This window comes from Sphingobium sp. LB126 (assembly GCF_002795205.1).
GTDB classification, from domain to species: Bacteria; Pseudomonadota; Alphaproteobacteria; order Sphingomonadales; family Sphingomonadaceae; genus Sphingobium; species Sphingobium chungbukense.
Genome location: NZ_NETV01000002.1, coordinates 743,613 through 761,368, shown reverse-complemented (window position 1 = coordinate 761,368; position 17,756 = coordinate 743,613). Strand labels below are relative to the sequence as shown.

Annotated in this window: 17 protein-coding genes; 15 read left to right on the top strand and 2 right to left on the bottom strand. The window is 59.8% G+C overall.

Annotated features, from left to right (window positions below):
• Nucleotides 1-9: 9 nt before the first annotated feature.
• The 10 genes from dmpG to CAF53_RS19520 all read left to right on the top strand — a co-directional run bounded on the left by dmpG (nt 10) and on the right by CAF53_RS19520 (nt 10,505).
• Nucleotides 10-1,050: a 4-hydroxy-2-oxovalerate aldolase gene (dmpG, locus tag CAF53_RS19560; RefSeq protein WP_046764241.1), complete on the top strand. Its 1,041-nt coding sequence runs from the start codon at nt 10-12 to the stop codon at nt 1,048-1,050.
• Nucleotides 1,051-1,404: 354 nt separating this feature from the next.
• The gene (locus tag CAF53_RS19555; protein WP_052757433.1) at nt 1,405-2,337 is read left to right on the top strand and encodes a LysR family transcriptional regulator; all 933 of its coding nucleotides are present in this window, start codon (nt 1,405-1,407) and stop codon (nt 2,335-2,337) included.
• Nucleotides 2,338-2,505: 168 nt separating this feature from the next.
• Complete coding sequence (locus tag CAF53_RS19550; RefSeq protein WP_046764240.1) at nt 2,506-3,744, top strand: hypothetical protein; 1,239 nt, start codon at nt 2,506-2,508, stop codon at nt 3,742-3,744.
• A gap of 39 nt (nt 3,745-3,783) precedes the next feature.
• Complete coding sequence (locus CAF53_RS19545; RefSeq protein WP_100239276.1) at nt 3,784-4,077, top strand: muconolactone Delta-isomerase family protein; 294 nt, start codon at nt 3,784-3,786, stop codon at nt 4,075-4,077.
• A 13-nt stretch (nt 4,078-4,090) separates the two neighbouring features.
• Nucleotides 4,091-4,558: an SRPBCC domain-containing protein gene (locus CAF53_RS19540; RefSeq protein WP_100239275.1), complete on the top strand. Its 468-nt coding sequence runs from the start codon at nt 4,091-4,093 to the stop codon at nt 4,556-4,558.
• Between the two features lie 449 nt (nt 4,559-5,007).
• On the top strand, nt 5,008-7,290 hold the full coding sequence (locus CAF53_RS19535) for a TonB-dependent receptor (protein ID WP_197707486.1): 2,283 nt from the start codon (nt 5,008-5,010) through the stop codon (nt 7,288-7,290).
• 113 nt (nt 7,291-7,403) lie between these two features.
• A complete protein-coding gene (locus tag CAF53_RS27165) occupies nt 7,404-7,553 on the top strand; it encodes a hypothetical protein (RefSeq protein WP_157801307.1) in 150 nt (49 codons plus the stop codon).
• Entirely contained in the window at nt 7,553-8,479 is a 927-nt protein-coding gene (locus CAF53_RS19530) for a 3-keto-5-aminohexanoate cleavage protein (protein WP_100239273.1), read from the top strand. Before CAF53_RS27165 ends, CAF53_RS19530 begins: the two co-directional genes overlap by 1 nt.
• Nucleotides 8,480-8,664: 185 nt before the next feature.
• A complete protein-coding gene (locus CAF53_RS19525) occupies nt 8,665-9,708 on the top strand; it encodes an SMP-30/gluconolactonase/LRE family protein (RefSeq protein WP_100239272.1) in 1,044 nt (347 codons plus the stop codon).
• Nucleotides 9,705-10,505, top strand: coding sequence for an SDR family oxidoreductase (locus tag CAF53_RS19520; RefSeq protein WP_232307549.1), 801 nt, complete (start codon nt 9,705-9,707; stop codon nt 10,503-10,505). Before CAF53_RS19525 ends, CAF53_RS19520 begins: the two co-directional genes overlap by 4 nt.
• 121 nt (nt 10,506-10,626) lie before the next feature.
• On the opposite strand, the gene CAF53_RS19515 is transcribed toward CAF53_RS19520, so the two are convergent.
• Nucleotides 10,627-11,378 (bottom strand): IS5 family transposase gene (locus tag CAF53_RS19515; RefSeq protein WP_100236949.1). Its coding sequence is split into 2 segments (ribosomal slippage): nt 10,627-11,057 and nt 11,057-11,378, totalling 753 coding nucleotides; the frame shifts between segments, so codons are not numbered across the junction.
• An 89-nt stretch (nt 11,379-11,467) separates the two neighbouring features.
• On the opposite strand from CAF53_RS19515, the gene CAF53_RS27160 reads away from it, so the two are divergent.
• The 5 genes from CAF53_RS27160 to CAF53_RS19495 all read left to right on the top strand — a co-directional run bounded on the left by CAF53_RS27160 (nt 11,468) and on the right by CAF53_RS19495 (nt 17,061).
• Complete coding sequence (locus tag CAF53_RS27160; protein WP_157801306.1) at nt 11,468-11,626, top strand: hydantoinase/oxoprolinase N-terminal domain-containing protein; 159 nt, start codon at nt 11,468-11,470, stop codon at nt 11,624-11,626.
• Between the two features lie 169 nt (nt 11,627-11,795).
• Nucleotides 11,796-13,229 carry an MFS transporter gene (locus CAF53_RS19510; protein ID WP_100239271.1) on the top strand — a complete coding sequence of 478 codons (1,434 nt, stop codon included), beginning with the start codon at nt 11,796-11,798 and terminating at the stop codon, nt 13,227-13,229.
• A complete protein-coding gene (locus CAF53_RS19505) occupies nt 13,226-15,010 on the top strand; it encodes a CocE/NonD family hydrolase (protein WP_100239270.1) in 1,785 nt (594 codons plus the stop codon). The genes CAF53_RS19510 and CAF53_RS19505 overlap by 4 nt, the downstream gene beginning before the upstream one ends.
• Nucleotides 15,011-15,347: 337 nt before the next feature.
• Nucleotides 15,348-16,010: an OmpW family outer membrane protein gene (locus tag CAF53_RS19500; protein WP_100239269.1), complete on the top strand. Its 663-nt coding sequence runs from the start codon at nt 15,348-15,350 to the stop codon at nt 16,008-16,010.
• A 283-nt stretch (nt 16,011-16,293) separates the two neighbouring features.
• The gene (locus CAF53_RS19495; RefSeq protein ID WP_046764391.1) at nt 16,294-17,061 is read left to right on the top strand and encodes a Crp/Fnr family transcriptional regulator; all 768 of its coding nucleotides are present in this window, start codon (nt 16,294-16,296) and stop codon (nt 17,059-17,061) included.
• A 72-nt stretch (nt 17,062-17,133) separates the two neighbouring features.
• Here CAF53_RS19495 and CAF53_RS19490 read toward each other — a convergent pair whose 3' ends face one another.
• The gene (locus CAF53_RS19490; protein WP_100239268.1) at nt 17,134-17,598 is read right to left on the bottom strand and encodes a hypothetical protein; all 465 of its coding nucleotides are present in this window, start codon (nt 17,596-17,598) and stop codon (nt 17,134-17,136) included.
• Nucleotides 17,599-17,756 lie beyond the last annotated feature (158 nt).

Sequence of the window (17,756 nt, the reverse complement as noted above, 5' to 3'; positions counted from 1 at the left end):
GACGATAAAATGGCAAAGTTCAACGTCGAATCGGGCGAGAAGCTTTATATCCAGGACGTGACGCTGCGCGACGGCATGCACGCCGTTCGGCACATGTACGGCATCGATCATGTTCGTGCCATTGCCGCCGCGCTGGACCAGGCCGGGGTGGATGCGATCGAGGTCGCTCACGGCGACGGCCTCAACGGCATGAGCTTCAACTACGGGTTCGGGGCGCATACCGACTGGGAATGGCTGGAGGCGGTTGCAGACGTGCTGGAAAACAGCGTGCTGACAACCTTGATCCTGCCCGGTGTCGGCACGGTCGAGGAACTGAGGCGCGCCTACGACATCGGTGTGCGCTCGGTGCGTGTGGCGACGCACTGCACAGAGGCGGACGTATCGAAGCAGCATATCGGCATAGCGCGCGACCTCGGCATGGATGTCTCGGGCTTCCTGATGATGAGCCATATGATCGACGCCGAAGGACTGGCGCAGCAGGCTTTGCTGATGGAGAGCTATGGCGCGCAATGCGTCTATGTCACCGACAGCGGCGGCGCGCTCGATATGGACGGCGTGCGCGAACGCCTACAGGCCTATGATCGTGTGCTGAAGCCCGAAACGCAACGCGGCATGCATGCGCACCACAATCTCGGGCTGGGCGTCGCCAATTCGATCGTCGCGGCGCAGGAAGGCGCCGTGCGGATCGACGCCAGCCTGGCGGGCATGGGGGCGGGCGCCGGCAATGCGCCGCTCGAAGTGTTCATCGCCGCGATTGATCGCAAGGGCTGGAACCACGGGTGCGACGTCATGATGTTGATGGATGCGGCGGAGGATCTCGTTCGCCCGCTTCAGGACAGGCCGGTACGCGTCGACCGAGAGACGCTGGCGCTCGGTTATGCCGGCGTCTATTCCTCCTTCCTTCGCCATGCGGAAAAGGCGGCGGACGATTATGGCCTCGATACCCGTGCGATACTTGTCGAACTTGGCCGGCGCAAGATGGTCGGCGGACAGGAAGACATGATCGTCGACGTCGCTCTTGACATGCTGAAGGCCCAGGAAGCGGTGTAATGCGTCATGATTGCGCCCTGATCCGATCGGGTCAGGGCGCTTTTTTGCATGATGGTCGTCAATGTCCGCGATAGCGCCAGGCCGCGTTGACGGATGCAGGCAAATTTCGTCCCTGTTGCGCCAGCCGCTGAAAGGCCGGCCGACCGACAGCCATCGACTAGGCCAGGCTGCACGCGTTGGTAACGGCCAAAGGGGCTGGGTCGCAGATCATTGTTCGTCTTCCGCCGATCTGCTAACAATCGAGGCCGCGCCGATGGGTATTGCGGCCATGGCTGGCGAAAGGCATTCGCGTCGCCTGGCAACATATCCAACGAGAAAGCTTTTGAGGGATTGGGAAATCGCTGTGGGAGGCGGGTGCAGATTGACGCGGCAGGCTATGGGATGGATCTGAGGCAGCTCCGCTATTTCGTCTCGGTCGCCGAATTGAGCAGCTTCACGGATGCTGCCGGCCGGCTGAATATCGTTCAGTCGGCACTCAGCCGGCAGATCTCCAGATTACAGGAAGATCTGGGGGTGGCATTGTTCGCCCGAGATGGTCGGGGTGTCCGTTTGACGAGAGCGGGAACGCGCTTGTTGGATGCTGCAAATCAACTCCTTCTCGATGCCGAGGCGCTTCGTTCGCTTGTTCGAGATGCCGCGGACGAGGTTGTCGGAACTGTCAACTTTGGAGCGCATCCATCAGACGGAAATGTCCTATTCCCGCTATTGTTCAAAAAGGCGCAAAGGCTGTATCCGGGCGTGCACATTGATCCGGTGCAGTCCATGACTGCGGAACTACAGGAACTCCTGGTGAAAGGTCGTCTCGACCTGGCGATCATCACCTTCCCGGATCCCATATCCGGGATAGACGTCCAGCCGCTCGCGCGCGAGAAATTTTACCTCTTGGCGCCCGCCGGCATGCACCCGTTGCCCTATGGAACTTGCACGACGCAGCAAGCGCTGGGGGTCCCGCTTATTCTGTCTCATCTTCCTCAGCGGGAGCGCTGTAACATAGAGGCCCTGGCAAAGAAGAGTCGCATCACACTGGACGTGAGGGTGGAGGCGGATACGCTGTCCCTGATGAAATCTCTTGCGATGCTGGGTTATGGCTCGCTGCTCCTGCCGGAAACCGCGGTGCTGGAGGAAAAGAATAATCCGGAATGGCATGCGACAGTCCTCAGCGATCTTACGCTTACGCGCTATATCGCCCGTCGCGTCACCCCCACTCCGAGCAACGCCGTCACATGCGTCTACGACATTCTCATGGAGGAAATCGAGAATCTTAAGAGCATCGGTGTGATGTTTTGATGTTGCGTTTCGGTTCATCGCAGCCCAGCGGACCGGCACCGTTTTATCTTGAGATGAGATGAGTCTGTTGCCGGGCAGGCACTCGATAAAGGCAGGGTGGGCCGATAAATCCTGAAACACGCCACGCCGCGCTGCCATGCAGCCGCTTGGGTGGTTCAGGAGAGATGCATGTTCCCACAGAAAGAGGCGATCAGCTGGAATATCGATCAGATCGGATATGCCGATCTCGATGGAAAAGCTGGATTCAAAATGGCGATTCACCGGGTTGGGGAACGCTGGTACCTCTATGCCGCCTTGCTCTGGGAGCCGGGCTTCGTGATCTTGGATATCACTGATCCCAATTCGCATCGCTATATCAAGCATGTCCCGGGCCCGGCGGATACAATGACGTTCCAGATTCAAATCGCGGACGGCAGGATGATCACCGCGATGGAGGCGATCCCGGATTATCTCGGCGGCCACGAGGGGCCGTGGGAGCATGAGGGCTTTGCGATCTGGGACCTGGAGGATCCTGAAAATCCTGAACAACTGGGCGTTTTCAAGACGGGCGGATCGGGAACGCATCGCAATTATTATGACGGTGGCCACTATGTCTACGCAACGGGCTTGCCCGATGGCTATGATGGTCACATCTTGCAGATCGTCGACATCTCCGATCCCGCAAACCCCAAGGAAGTCTCGCGCTGGTGGCGCGAAGGGCAGTGGCTTGCCGGCGGGGAAGGGGGCGTTTCGGCGGGAACGCTTCTGCATGGCGGTGCTTATGTGAAGGGGGATCGCGCCTATTTGCCCTATAGTGCGGGCGGCTTTGTCATTCTGGACATATCGGACAAGAAGACGCCGAAGCTGGTGAGCGATCTTCCTTTCTCGCCGCCGTTCGAGCATTATATTGCCGTGCATACGGCTCTGCCGTTGCAGAACCGTCCTTTGGTGATCGTCAATTCTGAAGCGATTTTGGAGAATGGAGCCGGATCGCTGGGCTATGCCGGCATAGTCGATGTGAGCGATGAGGCAAAACCCCGCCTGATTTCCCTATTCCCTCTGCCGGAGCCGCCTCCGGGTGCTCCCTATAAAAACTTCGTCGAGCGAGGCGCCAGATTCGGGCCGCATAACCAGCACCAATGGCAATATCAGGATGTTCTCCTGAATGATGAAAATATCTGTTTCCTGACATATTTCAACGCAGGACTGCGGGTTTACGATGTTTCTGACGAGCGTCTACCCAAGGAAATTGCCTATTTCCTCCCGCCAGATCCCACAGACCGGCGTGGTCCTTGGCCGACGACGGGTCTAATCGCCCAAACCGAAGACGTACTGGTAGACTCGCGCGGATATATATACATCAGTGACAAGAATCAGGGCCTGTACATACTTCGTCTTTCCCAAACGCGTACTCCGCGCCCGGCCTGATGCCCACGCAAGGCTGCAAGCTCTAGGCAAGAGGCACTTATGCTCTATCTGGTGAAGCTTTACGCGGATCAGCAAGCATTAGGGGGCGGCGACAAGCGGATCGAGATCGGTGCCGGCGACGCGGCCCAAGCCCGGCTTTGGAAGGCCGAGGGACGGCTGATGGGATTGTGGAGGCGTGCGGACTGCGGTGGTGCTGTTTTCGTCATCGATGCAGAGTCGCATGAAGCGCTGGCGTCCGACCTGCAAGCGTTGCCGCTGTTTCCCTATTTGCGCAACATTGAGGTGACGCCACTGTTGGCGCACCCTGCATTTCCCGAATGTTCCAAATCTTAGGCGAGGTGAAGTCATGGTTTCTGTCGATCGCGATGCACCGGTTCTGTGTGTTCTTGAAATTGAAATCGGCGCCTCACCGGATCAGGTGTGGGCGATCTTCACCGACATTGCCGGTTGGGTCGACTGGATGGAGCCGATAACCTCGGCGCGATTGGAAGGGCCTCTGGCTCCCGGTTCCATCATTCACTGGAGTGTCGCCGGGACCGATTTTAGTGCCGCGGGGATGGAAATTCCATCGAAGCTTGTCGATGTCGAACCCGGCCGACGCTTGGCCTGGCAGGGCGCCGTTGCTGGCCTCACCGGCACACATGTGTGGGAATTCGAGCCAAGCGGCACCGGGACCAGATTAACGAACTCCGAATCGATATTTGGTGCAGAAGATCCTGCTAAGGACACGATAGAGCTGGAATCTTTTCTTCGCTACTGGAATGCTCAGCTCAAGGCGACCGTGGAGCAACGCTATGGCGGCGGGGATTCTTGAGGTAAGACCGACGTTGCCAAAAGACTAGAGCGCGCTGCGTTAAATCGTACGCAAGCCGAGCGCTCTAAGCTTTTGTTGTCGCATCGTTTTAAGCGCCAAACCGGTTCCCACTTTTGCGCACGATGCTCTAGCGCGTCACCATGCGTGCAAGTCTCATCCGTGCGCGAGTGTGGAACATGGTCGTCGCCCCGCTCAGCACCGCGCGCCGGCCATCGGTGCCGACGGCGGCGATCCGCATTGGTGGTGGCCACCTTCTCAGGAAAACCGTCCCGCACCACCCAGCGGGCACAGTCGCCACCAGCCTGAACGATCTCGATATCAGATGGATAACATCTAAGATCGCGTCTCGATGATATGCCGAGACCTCGGTAGAATTCAAATCGAAACAAAAGACCCGCCCCTTAAAAACCGCAGGAGGTCGGGAGCAACTCTTTTGAATGGGAGGGGATATGCAACCACGTTTTTATGCATCAGCTGCGGCGCTCGTCGTGCCCGTTTTCCTATCTGGCGCCGCCTCGGCCCAGACGTCAGGCGCATCAACACCGCCCACTGAAACCGGCATGCAGCGGGAAGCGGCCCAGTCCGACGGCTTGCAGCTCGGTGAAATCATTGTCACCGCCAACCGGCGCTCGGAAAATGTTCAGAAGGTAGCGGCCACCATCAGTGTGATAGGCGGCGAGTCGCTGAACAGCTCGGGTATTACCAGGAGCAATGAGATTTCGCAGATCGTGCCGAATGTCACGATTTCCTCGACATACAGCAATACCAACCCCCGTATTTTCATCCGCGGCGTTGGTACTGCGGATTTTAATCCCAATGCCGCCAGTCCGGTGGGCGTATATATTGACGATGTTTACATCGCTTCGACAAATGCGATCGCATTCAACCTCTTCGACGTTCAGCGGGTGGAGGTGTTGAGCGGGCCGCAGGGGACGCTCTACGGGCGAAATACGACTGCTGGCGCAATCAAATATTTCTCCAAAATGCCGACCGATCGTCTCTCGGGCGATATTACGGTTCGCGGAGGCAATCTCGACGACGCCTTTGTTGAAGCGGCGCTGTCGGGGCCTTTGGCGGGTGACGCCCTGACGGGCCGCGTGGCGTTCACGGCGGAGCGTCGGGACGGCTATATGGTCAATCGACTGACGGGCAAAGACACCGGAAACGACATCAGGACCTGGGCCGGGCGGGGCATCTTGAAGTGGGAGCCGTCCAGCGACTGGCGTTTCGTGCTGAATGTGCACGGCGGTAGATCGAACCCGCATACCGCAACCTTCAAGTCGCGCGGAACTTTGACTGCGACCGGGCAAAGCTGTTCGCTGGAGGCGCAGCGCGCCTATGAATGTTATGACGTTCTGGGCTATAGAGACACGCCTGACCTGCGTTCGAATGCCATCAATCGCGTCGGGCGGGAGATCATCGAAAATTATGGCGGCTCCCTGTCGATCGACAAGGATTTCGATTGGGCAAAGCTGAGCAGCATCACGGCCTACAACAGGGTCCATCTTACCCGGGTCGAGGATACGGATAGCTCACCCAATGAAAGCCTTGAATTCACTTACGATCAAACCAGTCATCAGGTCACCCAGGAACTGCGGCTTGCATCTCCCGGTGGGGATAGACTGAACTGGATAATCGGGGCTTACTATTTTTACGAGAAGGTGGATTATAACAATCAATATGACAGCCTTCGGGCGCTCAGGCCGAGCTTCGGATTTGATCCATCGTTCGGTATCCTGTTCGCCGATCACTTCTTCCATCAGAAAAATTGGGCGTATGCCGCGTTCGGACGGGCCGATTATGCCATAACCGACAAGCTCAAGCTTACGGCTGGCCTGCGCTATACCTATGAGCGCAAGACCTATAGCGAGAACATAGCTCTGGTGGAGCCGACTTTTTCGGTTCCCGTTGTGGATGTCGCCGGAAAGATATCGAACGGCAATGTCAGCGGAGACATCATAGCGAATTATCAGATCACGCCCGACGCGATGGTCTACGCCTCGGTTTCGCGCGGTTTCAAGAGCGGTGGCGTCAATGGCGGAGTCGTGTTCGATCCGGCAGAGGTGACCACGTTTACGCCCGAAACGATCACGAGCTACGAAGCGGGCGTGAAATATCAGACGCCGGATCATCGGCTGACACTGAACGTGTCGGGCTTCTATTATGACTATAAGGATCTTCAGGTCTATTCGCTGTTGCAGCCCGCCGGTGGGGGCATCCCCAAACAGTTGCTTGATAATGCGGCTACCGCACGGGTTTACGGTCTGGAAGGAAGTTCGGCCCTGGCCATCACGAAGAACGTCAGGTTCAGAGGTTCCCTGGGTCTGCTCAGTGCCAAGTTCACCGATTATCGATCGGAGTCGGCGGCAAATGACTATACCGGCAATACGCTGGCCCGCGCGCCGAAACTGACCGCATCCCTTGGTCTTGACGCTAGCACGCCCATTTCGTCGAATCTCGCCCTGTTCGGAAGCTTTGACGCCTCCTATCGCACGAAGGTCTTCTTCTATCCGAATAATGATCCACGGTTCGAGCAGCCGGGATATTGGATGTCAAATGCCCGGATCGCGATCGGATCGCAGACGAAGACATGGCAGGTGGCGCTATGGGGCAAGAATATTTTCAATAAGAAATATTATCGCGATATCGTCGATTTCACGAACTATGGTTTCACGGAACCCGCCGTTGGCGAACCGGCGACTTATGGTGTTGAAGCGACGTTCCACTTCTAAGAGCGGGGCCAGTCCGATCCTCTTCCCGACCACCATATTCCGGTTGGATGGTCGGGAGGAGGATTGGATGCATGAGGCCGATGGCATCCAGGCCCGATGGGCGGGGGAATTACATGACGATAACAGGCATCGAAACATTTGTGTGCGACATCGAGAACGCGCCGCAAATGGCGCGCGTCTTCAAGGATGGCGGGACGGGACGGGCGCTTGACCGTATCACGCACGGGCAAGCGCCAGCCGAAGCCGCGATCGGACACGACTGATGGCAAAAGTGGTCATCTCCTGCGCCGTTACCGGTTCGGCGCACACGCCAACGATGTCCGATGCCTTGCCGATAACGCCGGAGGAGATTGCCGCGCAGGCGATCGAGGCCGCAGAAGCGGGCGCCGCCATTCTTCACCTGCACGCCCGCGTGCCGGAGGATGGCCGTCCGACCGGCGATCCCGACATATACCAGCGCTTTCTGCCCACCATCAAGCAGGCCACCGACGCTGTTGTGAACATCACCACCGGCGGGGCGGCGACGATGAGCGTGCAGGAGCGCCTTGCCGCCGCCGCCAGGTTCCAGCCGGAAATGTGCTCGCTCAACATGGGTTCGCTGAATTTCGCCTTTTTCCCTGCGGCAAAGCGGATCAGCGCATGGAAATATCCGTGGGAAAAGGATTATGTCGTCAATTCGGACGATTACATCTTCCGCAACACCTTTCGCGACATCGCCTATATCCTGGAGACGATGCGCGAGGCCGGAACCCGGTTTGAGCATGAATGCTATGACGTCGGGCATCTTTACAACCTTGCCCATTTTCTCGATCGGGGTCTGATCAAGCCCGGCTTCTTCGTGCAGATGATATTCGGCATCCTGGGCGGCATCGGGCCCGATCTCGACAATCTCATGTTCATGAAGCAGACTGCGGACCGGCTCTTCGGTCGCGACAGCTTTCAATGGTCTGTTCTGGCGGCGGGCCGGCACCAGATGCCTTTCCTCACTCAGGCTGCGCTGATGGGCGGCCATGTGCGCGTGGGCCTGGAAGACAGCCTGTTCATCGAGCGCGGCAAGCTCGCAGTCTCCAACGCCGAGCAGGTGGGCAAGATCGTGCGTATCCTGCGCGAAATGGGACATGAGCCCGCCAGCCCCGCCGAAGCGCGGGAGATTTTGGCGCTGAAGGGCGGCGACCGCGTCGCCTACTAGAGCGATTTCCAGTCAGATGGCATCATCTGACGGTTAAGAAATCGCGGCAAATAAAAGACTTAGAGCGGATTCCGATCTGATTCAATCAGATCGGAATCCGCTCTAAGGGGTGGAGGGAGCGACGAACAAGGCGGCAAAGCCTCTTTCGTGATCGGCGCGTCCCCTTGGAGCCTTGGGAAGACCGCATGACGCTTATACGAATGGGCAAGGGCCCCAACCCCCTTCATGGGTGGCAGTTCGATCCGGAAAAGGCCCGCTTTGTCGGTCACGACCTTCAGCGCCCGGAATGCATTCTCGCCGAACGCGATGGCACATTGTGGGCGGCCGACGCCCGTGGCGGGGTCATGAAGATCGTGCCGGGACAGGGCCAGGAGCTGATCCTTCAGTCGGTCGAAGCGCATTTCGATTTGCAGGCCGACGCGGCTGCAAGCCTGCTCGGCGGCACTTTGCCCAATGGTCTCGCGTTCGCGCCCAATGGCGACATATTGATCGCCAATTTCGGCACCGACCGGCTCGAACGCATGACCCGCGAGGGCAAGACGCGGGTGCTTTGCGACAGCATCGACGGCCAGCCGATGGGCAAGGTCAATTTCGTCCTGACCGACAGCCGCGGCCGCATCTGGCTGACCGTTTCCACCCGAACCAACCCCTGGAACGATGCGCTACGCCCCGATCTCGCCGACGGCTACATCGCGCTGATGGACGAACGCGGCCCCAGGATCGTGGCCGACGGTTTCGCTTTCACGAACGAGATCCGGTTCGACGAGCAGGAGGAATGGCTTTATGTGGCGGAAACCGCGCGTCGCCGCGTAACCCGGCTGCGGGTCGGGGCGGATGGATCCTTGTCGGGACGGGAAATCTATGGTCCCGACAGTCTTGGGTCCGGCTTTATCGACGGCATCGCTTTCGATGCCTACGGAAATCTCTGGGCCACGATGATCTTTGCCGATCGGTTGATCGCGATCACGCCGCAGGGGGATGTGCTCACCCTGCTGGAAGACGGCAACCCCGAGGGTCTCGCAAGGATAGAGGCTGCGGTGGCGGGAGGCGATGCGCCGCCCTTCGATGTGCTGATGAAGACCGGCGGCAAGCTGTGTCCATGGCTGGCATCGGTGACATTCGGCGGACCCAATCTGGATCAGGTTTATCTCGGGGGCCTGCGCGCGAACAGGATTCCAGTCTTCGCCAGCCCGGTCGCCGGTCTGCCCATGGCCCATTGGAACGCATGATGGTGGGCGAAACGCAATTGTCGCCGGAATGGCTCTCGGGCAAACGGATTGTGGTCACCGGGGCGGCGAGCGGTATCGGCCTGGGTGCGGCGCAGCTTTTCCAAAGGCTGGGCGCGGAACTTGTCGTGGCTGACCGCGATCATCCGGCGCTGATCAAGGCATGGTCCGAATTGGCGCCGGCCCGTTGCCAACAGGTCGATGTGGTGGATGAGGCGGCCTGTGAGGCATTGATGGCCAGTGCTCACGCCCTTCTTGGCGGTATCGACGGGGTGTTCAACAGCGCCGGCGTCAGCGATGTCGTCGCACCGGCGCTGGAAGTCGCCATAGCCGACTGGCAGCGCGTGACCGATATCAACCTGCGCGGTACCTTCCTTGTTTGCCGGGCGGCCGGCAGGATCATGCTGGCGCAAGGGTCCGGATCGATCGTCACCATATCCTCGGTCAATGGAGTGACCGGCATACCCAGGCGCCATGCCTATGGCCCCGCCAAGGCCGCGATCGCGCAGTTGACCCGAACGCTGGCGTGCGAATGGGCAGGTGCGGGCGTGCGCGTCAATTCGCTCGCCCCCACCTATATCCGCACGCCCATGATCGACCGCCTGAGCGCGGAGGGGAAGGTCGATGTCGGTCGGCTTGAGCGGCGAACGCCGATGGGACGGCTCGGCGAGGTGGAGGAAGTGGGCGCAGCGGCCGCCTTTCTGCTGTCGGATTGGAGCCGTTTTCTGACGGGCGTGCTGCTGCCGGTCGATGGCGGGTGGCTGGCTTATGGCGGACCTGGCGATGTGGAAACCGCCTAGGTCCTCCATCCTGTCACTCTGACCTGATATATCCCCACGGCTATGGAAGAAATATAATTTATGCTCCTAGTGGGATAGCTCGCGGCCCTTATGCTGACAATGAATTAAGGCGTGTGGACATTTAGCGCATAGCGATCTTCAGGGCCGCAAGGTTGATCATGGCGCGGTAGCTCTGATCAGTTTTCTCGTATCGGGTAGCGATGCGCCGGAATGTTTTGAGGCTGCAGAAGAAGTTCTCGACGAGATGCCTCCAGCGATAGGCATGGAAGTCGCAGTCGATCTTCTGCTTCCGGTTCGATTTGGGAGGGATCACCACTACAGCGCCCCTTTCGTTCAGTTCGGTACGCAACCAATCAGCGTCGAACGCCTTGTCGCCGAGGAACATATCGAATTCGACGTCCTGGATCAGCGGTCTCACCCCGACGAGGTCGTGACTTTGGCCCGGAAGCAGAACGAAACGGGCCAGGTTTCCCAGCGCATCTACCAGCGCCACGATCTTCGTGGTCAGACCGCCGCGCGACCGTCCGATCGCCTGACGATGAGTCCCCCCCTTGCGCCGGCGCCCTGCTGGTGGACCCGGACGATCGTGCCGTCGATCATGGCGTATTCGAAGTCACGGTCGCCCGATAACTGCTCAAACAGAAGGTCGAAGACCCCTTTCACCGCCCACCGACGAAAACGACGGAAACTGGAGTTCCAGTTGCCAAAGCTCTCCGGCAAATCTCTCCATGGCGCTCCGGTCCCAGCAATCCACAAGACCGCTTCGAGAAATCTACGATTGTCTGCAGCCGAACGGCCTCGGTCCCCAACTTTACCGGGAAGCACGGGGCGAACCCGCTCCCACTGCTCGTCGCTTAATCCGTGTCGATCCAAGATGGCGCTCCCTTCGCCAGTCTTGAATCCGATCCGCGCGGAAAAAGGAATCCCCTAAATGTCCACAGGCCTTAGTGAGGAGGTTGCTCGTGGACAGCTTTCCAGCCGGAGTGGAGATCGGCGGCACTTTCACCGATCGCATAGTGGTTTCGGACGACGGCGAGGTGGTGACGGCCCAGGCGCGATCCTCCCTGCCAAACTACACCGAAGGCCTGATCGAGAGTCTAAGCCGAACGGGACTTCCGTAAGGTCGAGCCCTATTCCGAAGGCTCGAACCTCAGCCGATCGGCTCACGCAATCACCGGCTTCGGCGATCCCATCCCGCACGATAGGGAGGTTTGCGTGAATTGAGGCCGAAGAGCTGGCGAGCAAATCAAAACATGGCTCGCGGACGGAGAGGTTGCGAAGGAGCATTGGATGCTGGACGCATTTGACCATAGAACGACACTCACGGGAAACCAGCGGCGGCTTGTCTTCGCGGCGACAATGATCACTGCGCTCGAGTGTTTCGACTATTATGTGATCGCCTTTGTCATCGCGTTCGTCGTGATCCCTTGGAAGCTGACATTTGGGGAGACCGCCCTGATCCTGACGTCATCGGGCATCGGAACCTCGCTGGGCGCCTTTTCCTGGGGCTATTTGGCCGATCGGATCGGCAGACGCCCGGTGCTTGTCATGACTGTCCTGGTTTTCGCCCTCGCCACTGGAGCGCTTGCCTTCACGCCCGAACGGGGGTGGGTCTATCTCGCCGCGTTCCGGTTCTTGATCGGCGTCAGCGTGGGTGGCCTGTACGCCGTTTTGATGCCGTTGGTCCAGGAGTTCATGCCAGCGCATCGCAGGGGCCAGATGGCGGGGCTGGTCACCTCGTTCGTCAGCATCGGGATCATTGCAGGAGCGGTCTTGGGCGCGTTTCTGACGCCATTGATCGGCTGGCGCGGTCTCTTTGCTCTGGGGGCGTTGCTGGCGGTGCTGGCATTCGCGTTCCTGACATGGATCAAGGAATCGCCTTTCTGGCTTTGCTCCCGGGGACGATGGGAGGAAGCACGGGCTTCGATCGCCTGGGCATTGGAATGCTCTCCTGCCGATGCGCCCGACCTCCATTATCGGCCGATCGAGGCCAAAGCTCGTTTTCTCGAACTCTTCCGGCATCCGCGCGCGCTGGCAGCGTCCTGGCTGTCGCAGCTAAGCTACCAGATAGCGGCAAACGGAGTCCTGCTATGGGCTCCCACCTTATTGGCGCTGCAACTGGCCATTCCCGCTGCGAGTGCCGCCAAACTGATGATTTCGGTTTCGGTTACCGGCTTGGTGGGCCGGCTGTTCTTCTCGGCCGTAGTGGAGCGGTTCGGCCGGCGCCCGCTTGGGTTGATCGTTGGAATCGGCGCTGCCACCGCTCTGCTGATAGGAGCCTGTGCACACTCCGCGACGGTGGGTGGCGTATCGTTGCTATGGGTGTCGCTGATCCTTTGGGCGCTTGTTGGGGACGGGGGATATGCGATTGTCGGGCCATATAGCGCGGAGGTGTGGCCTTCCCGTCTCCGGGCGACGGGCATGGGATCAGCCTATGGATTTGGAGCGATGGGCAAGATCATCGGTCCGTTGGCGCTCGCTCTGATTACCGGATCGGCCAATGTCATAAGCCCGGAGGCAACACTGGATGCTATCGTTCCGGGCTTTGGCTTCTACGCAGCCTGTTACTTCGTTTGCGGCCTCGCATTCCTCATCGGTTTCGAAACGAAGGGACTTTCATTTGCCGATATCGATGCGCGTGCCTCTCATGATCGGAACCCCATCGTAAGTCATCATCCGGCGCCGCCTCAGCGCTTCGTGCCGACTTTAAGGAGAGAGAAATGAACGACATTCCCCCCAAAGGCATGGTCATAGACTGGGACGTCCCCGTTACGATGGACGACGGCATTGTCCTGCGCGCCGACATTTTCCGACCGGCCAGACCGGGACGCTATCCCGTGCTGCTGAATCATGGCCCGTACGGCAAGGGCCTCTCCTGTCAGGAGGCCTATGCTTCCGCCTGGCAAGTGATGGTGGACGAGTATCCCGAGGTTCTGGAGGGGTCCAGCAACCGCTATCAGGCGTGGGAGACGATCGATCCCGAAAAGTGGGTTCCGGACGGCTATGTGTGCATGCGTGTGGACTCCAGGGGCGCTGGAACTTCGCAAGGGGTGATGGACCTCTGGTCGCCGCGTGAGACGCAGGATTATTATGATTGCATCGAATGGGCCGGTACGCAGGACTGGAGCAACGGGAAGGTCGGCCTGATCGGCATTTCCTATTACGCCATCAACCAATGGCAGGTGGCGGGGTTGCAGCCGCCGCATCTGGCGGCCATTTGTGTTTGGGAGGGTGGGTCCGACTTCTATCGCGACCTTTTTCGCCACGGCGGCATAGTGTCGGATATTTCGTCCGGCCCCTGGTATACGGGACAGGTTCTCGCGGTCCAGCACGGCAAAGGCGGGAACGGCAAGCGGAGTGCGATCACCGGAGCGCTGGTCGCCGGTCCCGAGACATTGGATGAGGAGACGCTGAGAGCGAACCGTACCGAATTGCCGGACCAGGTGCTCGAACACCGCTTCGACGACGATTTCTATCGCTCGCGCTTGCCCGATTTTGCCAAGATCGACGTCCCCTTGCTCGCGGCCGCCAATTGGGGTGGTGCGGGGATCCACCTTCGCGGAACTATCGAAGGCTATCTGGCGGCCGGGACGAAGAAGAAGTGGCTGCGGGTGCATGGCAACAGCCACGTCGCGCCTTTCTATCTGGACAATTCGATCGCCTATCAAAAGACGTTCTTCGGCCAGTTTCTCAAGGGTGAGGACACGGGCTGGGACCAGCAGCCTCCGGTCGATCTCAAGATCCGCCATCCCGGTGAGCGCTTCGCCTCGCGAACTGAGCAAGAATGGCCGCTGGCGCGTACCGACTGGCAACGCCACTATCTTCGCCCTGATCTCACTTTGAGGCGGGAGGCACAGGCGGGGCCGCCGCTTTCCTACGAAACGATGGGGGAGGGGTTGACCTTCCTGATGCCGGCCTTCGACGAAGATGTTGAGATCACCGGCCCGCTGGCACTCAAGCTGTTCGTGTCCTCGAAGACGACCGACGCGGACATTTTTGCCGTGTTCCGCCTGTTCGATTCAGCCGGTGTCGAAACCTTGTTCATCGGAGCAAACGATTCGGCACAGCCGCTCACACTCGGCTGGCTGCGGGCGTCACATCGCAAGCTGGATCCCGTGCGCTCGCTTCCCTATCGCCCCTATCACGCCCATCGTGAGGCCGAACCACTGACGCCGGGCGAAATCGCCGAGCTCGATGTGGAAATCTGGCCGACTTCGATTGTTGTTCCGAAGGGACATCGGATTGGGCTGACGATTAGGGGCAAGGATTATGAGAATGCTCCTCACTATGCGCCTCAATCGTCGGCGACGATGCGAGGCGTATCGTCGCTTTATCACAGAAGCGAAAAGGATCGACCGGCCGAGATATTCGATAGCATCAACACGCTTCACTTCGATCCTGAGCGAGCACCATATCTCCTCCTGCCCGTGATTCCTTCTGCCACGGGCGACGCGCCTATCGACTGGTTTGCGCACCTGCGCGGCGCACCAATGCGAATAGGATAAACCGTCCGGGTGGCCGGCGCTCTCGTGCGGTAGACCTTGAAGAAGCACGGATCAACCCAATCGCCGAGGAGCGCGTCACTTCTGGCGAGAGCGCCCATTGTCCTTTCCCCCATCGTCAACGCGGCGCCTCCGCTCGTCGAACGGCTTCCCCGCGGTGCTGCGATGATGGTGGCGGGTGCTCCACCCACCGCCGCCGTCATCTTCTGCCTCTTGATCGCTCGGGCGGCAGCGCCCGGTATTGAGGCAGGTCAAATCGCCGCTTGCGCAGGATCAATGCCAGGCATGTCGCGGCGCGGCAGAAGGGCGGCACAGACAACAGGGATGGAGTTTCAAGGACATGACCATCAAGACGATCCTGCTGGGTGCGGCTGCCGGTTGCGCCGTTCTGGCCGCGCCCGCTCAGGCGGCGCAGGGCGATGTGCTGGTGCGGCTGCGCGGCATCATGGTCGCGCCCAACGAAAAGAGCGGAAGCGTGCTGCCCGCCTTTCCGGGAGAGAAGGTGAAGGTCGACAACAGCGTGATGCCGGAAGTGGACGTCACCTATATGGCGACCGACCATATCGGTTTCGAGCTGATCGCCGCGACCACCAAGCATAGCGCGAGCGGCCGGACCGGCACGACCGGGGGCATCGGCAGGCTTGCGTCCACCTGGGTACTGCCGCCGACGCTGACGGCGCAATATCATTTCCTGCCAGAAGGGAAGATCCGGCCCTATGTCGGGGCGGGCGTGAACTACACGCTATTCTATAATGAGAAGGCGTCGAATGCGCTGGAGGGCGCGGTGGGCGCGACCAAGGTGCATATGTCCGACAGCTTCGGCTGGGCAGGGCAGGTTGGTGTCGACATCGACCTTAATGATCGGATGTTCCTCAATCTCGACGTCAAATATATCGACATCGATACCACCGCGCGGCTGTCGACCGCCGCTGCCGGAGTGCAGAGGGTGAAGCTGGAGCTTGATCCCTTCGTCTTCGGCGTGGGTGTTGGGATGAAGTTCTGACGAGGTGTCGGCTGACGGCCGGAATTGGCCAATAGCTGCCATTCAGCGCATCGGTGTTCCTGCGAAGGCAGGAACCCAGTTCCGCCGCTTGTGGATCATCGCACCGTAGGAACTGGGCTCCTGCCTTCGCAGGAGCACGGTGTACTGCAAGGAAATCAGCGCGAAACAGCGCGAAACAGAACGTCCGCTCTCCACCAAATCTGTCATGCTTCCGCTTGGGTGCGCTGCCCATAGGGACAATTACGGATAGGTCGCATCATGCTGTCGCGGCATGGATCGGCGCATGGATATGCGATTTGATCTGGCGCAAAAGGCGCAGGATGATACGGCCCTGGTCATGGCGGGTGCGCCGTCGGGCAAGGGCTGTGGCGGGCAATATTGCGATCGGTGCGAGGTGCGCGATCAGGCGATCTGCGCCGACCTCGACGAACAGCAGCGCGGGGCGTTGAACCGGATCGGGCGACGGGTGTCGTTGCAGGCCGGGCAGACGGTGATGTGGGAAGGCGACAGCAGCACGCTGGTCGCCAATGTGATCGAGGGGACGCTGAAGCTGTCCACCTCCACCGGCGACGGGCGCGAGCAGATCGTCGGCGTCGTCTATGCCTCCGACTTTATCGGCCGTCCCTTCGGCGCGCGGACGCCGCACAGCGTCACGGCGCTGACCGATGCGCGGCTGTGCCTTTATCCCAGGGGCGCCTTCGACGGCTTTGCGCGGGAACATCCGGTGCTGGAGCATCGTCTGTTGCAGCGGACGCTGGACGATCTCGACCGGACCCGCGCCTGGATGTTGCTGTTAGGGCGGAAAAACGCGCGGGAGAAGGTCGCGACATTGCTGCTCGACATGCACAATCGGCTGCCGGCGGATCGGGGCGGGGTGATCGAACTGCCCCTGTCGCGGCAGCAGATCGCCGATGTGCTGGGGCTGACGATCGAGACGGTGTCGCGCCAGATCGGCGATCTGAAGCGGATGGGCCTGATCGCGCTGGCGGGGCGGCGCGGGGTGCGGATCGTCGACGCCGACCGGCTGGAGGCCATGGCCGAGGGGGAGTGACGGAGAGGCTTTGGCCATTTCGAGATGTCCGGACCGGATGAAACGGTGGCCGGAATCTGCCGTGACCCGTGGCTATTCCCAAGAGAAGATTGTGCGCGATTTGCAGTTTGACGGGGATTGCCCCTCCTCAAACAGCACCACGCGATCTATCGCCTTCAATTGAGATTGGGTGAATGGCGTTGGCGAGGTGAAATAGGCAGCGCCGTGCGAGCCGTTCCAGATCGCGATCTGATACCCGCCTTCCGCTCTTTTTTGGGCAAATCTTGCGGGACTGTCGGCTGAGCGGCTTTTAACGATCCGGCCTTTGGGGCGACTGGCCCAACCTGTTCCATACACCTCTAACGTGCCGAAAGCCCCTTCCCAGCGAAAACCGCCTCCATGTATGCCGCCTTCCAAAGTCGTGACTTTTTTACCAGGCATCAGGTCGATTATCGGTGAATAACCGCAGAACCGCCCAGGTCCCTCAATTTCGCTGGCGTTCGCCGGAGTGAGGACCAACGAAGCAACCCCTATAACTGCTGCAATCACTATTCTCATGGGGCCTCATCGAGAAATCCGGATGTCCAGTATGGCGGCTTGCAATCCGATAGCGGAAGGTCCGAAAACACCCGATACGGATATTCCCCTACATACCCGCGCCGCCCGCTTTGACAGAGGTCAATGCATAAGGGCGGCACCCGGACGAAGGACGCCGC

Excerpts from the sequence above, each read along its gene's own strand:
- CAF53_RS19490 (WP_100239268.1), bottom strand. The coding sequence starts at position 17,598 with ATGAGAATAGTGATTGCAGCAGTTATAGGGGTTGCTTCGTTGGTCCTC.
- CAF53_RS19505 (WP_100239270.1), top strand. The coding sequence starts at position 13,226 with ATGAACGACATTCCCCCCAAAGGCATGGTCATAGACTGGGACGTCCCC.
- CAF53_RS27165 (WP_157801307.1), top strand. The coding sequence starts at position 7,404 with ATGACGATAACAGGCATCGAAACATTTGTGTGCGACATCGAGAACGCG.
- CAF53_RS19510 (WP_100239271.1), top strand. The coding sequence starts at position 11,796 with ATGCTGGACGCATTTGACCATAGAACGACACTCACGGGAAACCAGCGG.
- CAF53_RS19495 (WP_046764391.1), top strand. The coding sequence starts at position 16,294 with ATGGATATGCGATTTGATCTGGCGCAAAAGGCGCAGGATGATACGGCC.
- CAF53_RS19520 (WP_232307549.1), top strand. The coding sequence starts at position 9,705 with ATGATGGTGGGCGAAACGCAATTGTCGCCGGAATGGCTCTCGGGCAAA.
- CAF53_RS19540 (WP_100239275.1), top strand. The coding sequence starts at position 4,091 with ATGGTTTCTGTCGATCGCGATGCACCGGTTCTGTGTGTTCTTGAAATT.
- CAF53_RS19535 (WP_197707486.1), top strand. The coding sequence starts at position 5,008 with ATGCAACCACGTTTTTATGCATCAGCTGCGGCGCTCGTCGTGCCCGTT.
- CAF53_RS19545 (WP_100239276.1), top strand. The coding sequence starts at position 3,784 with ATGCTCTATCTGGTGAAGCTTTACGCGGATCAGCAAGCATTAGGGGGC.
- CAF53_RS19525 (WP_100239272.1), top strand. The coding sequence starts at position 8,665 with ATGACGCTTATACGAATGGGCAAGGGCCCCAACCCCCTTCATGGGTGG.
- CAF53_RS19530 (WP_100239273.1), top strand. The coding sequence starts at position 7,553 with ATGGCAAAAGTGGTCATCTCCTGCGCCGTTACCGGTTCGGCGCACACG.
- CAF53_RS19550 (WP_046764240.1), top strand. The coding sequence starts at position 2,506 with ATGTTCCCACAGAAAGAGGCGATCAGCTGGAATATCGATCAGATCGGA.
- dmpG (WP_046764241.1), top strand. The coding sequence starts at position 10 with ATGGCAAAGTTCAACGTCGAATCGGGCGAGAAGCTTTATATCCAGGAC.
- CAF53_RS19500 (WP_100239269.1), top strand. The coding sequence starts at position 15,348 with ATGACCATCAAGACGATCCTGCTGGGTGCGGCTGCCGGTTGCGCCGTT.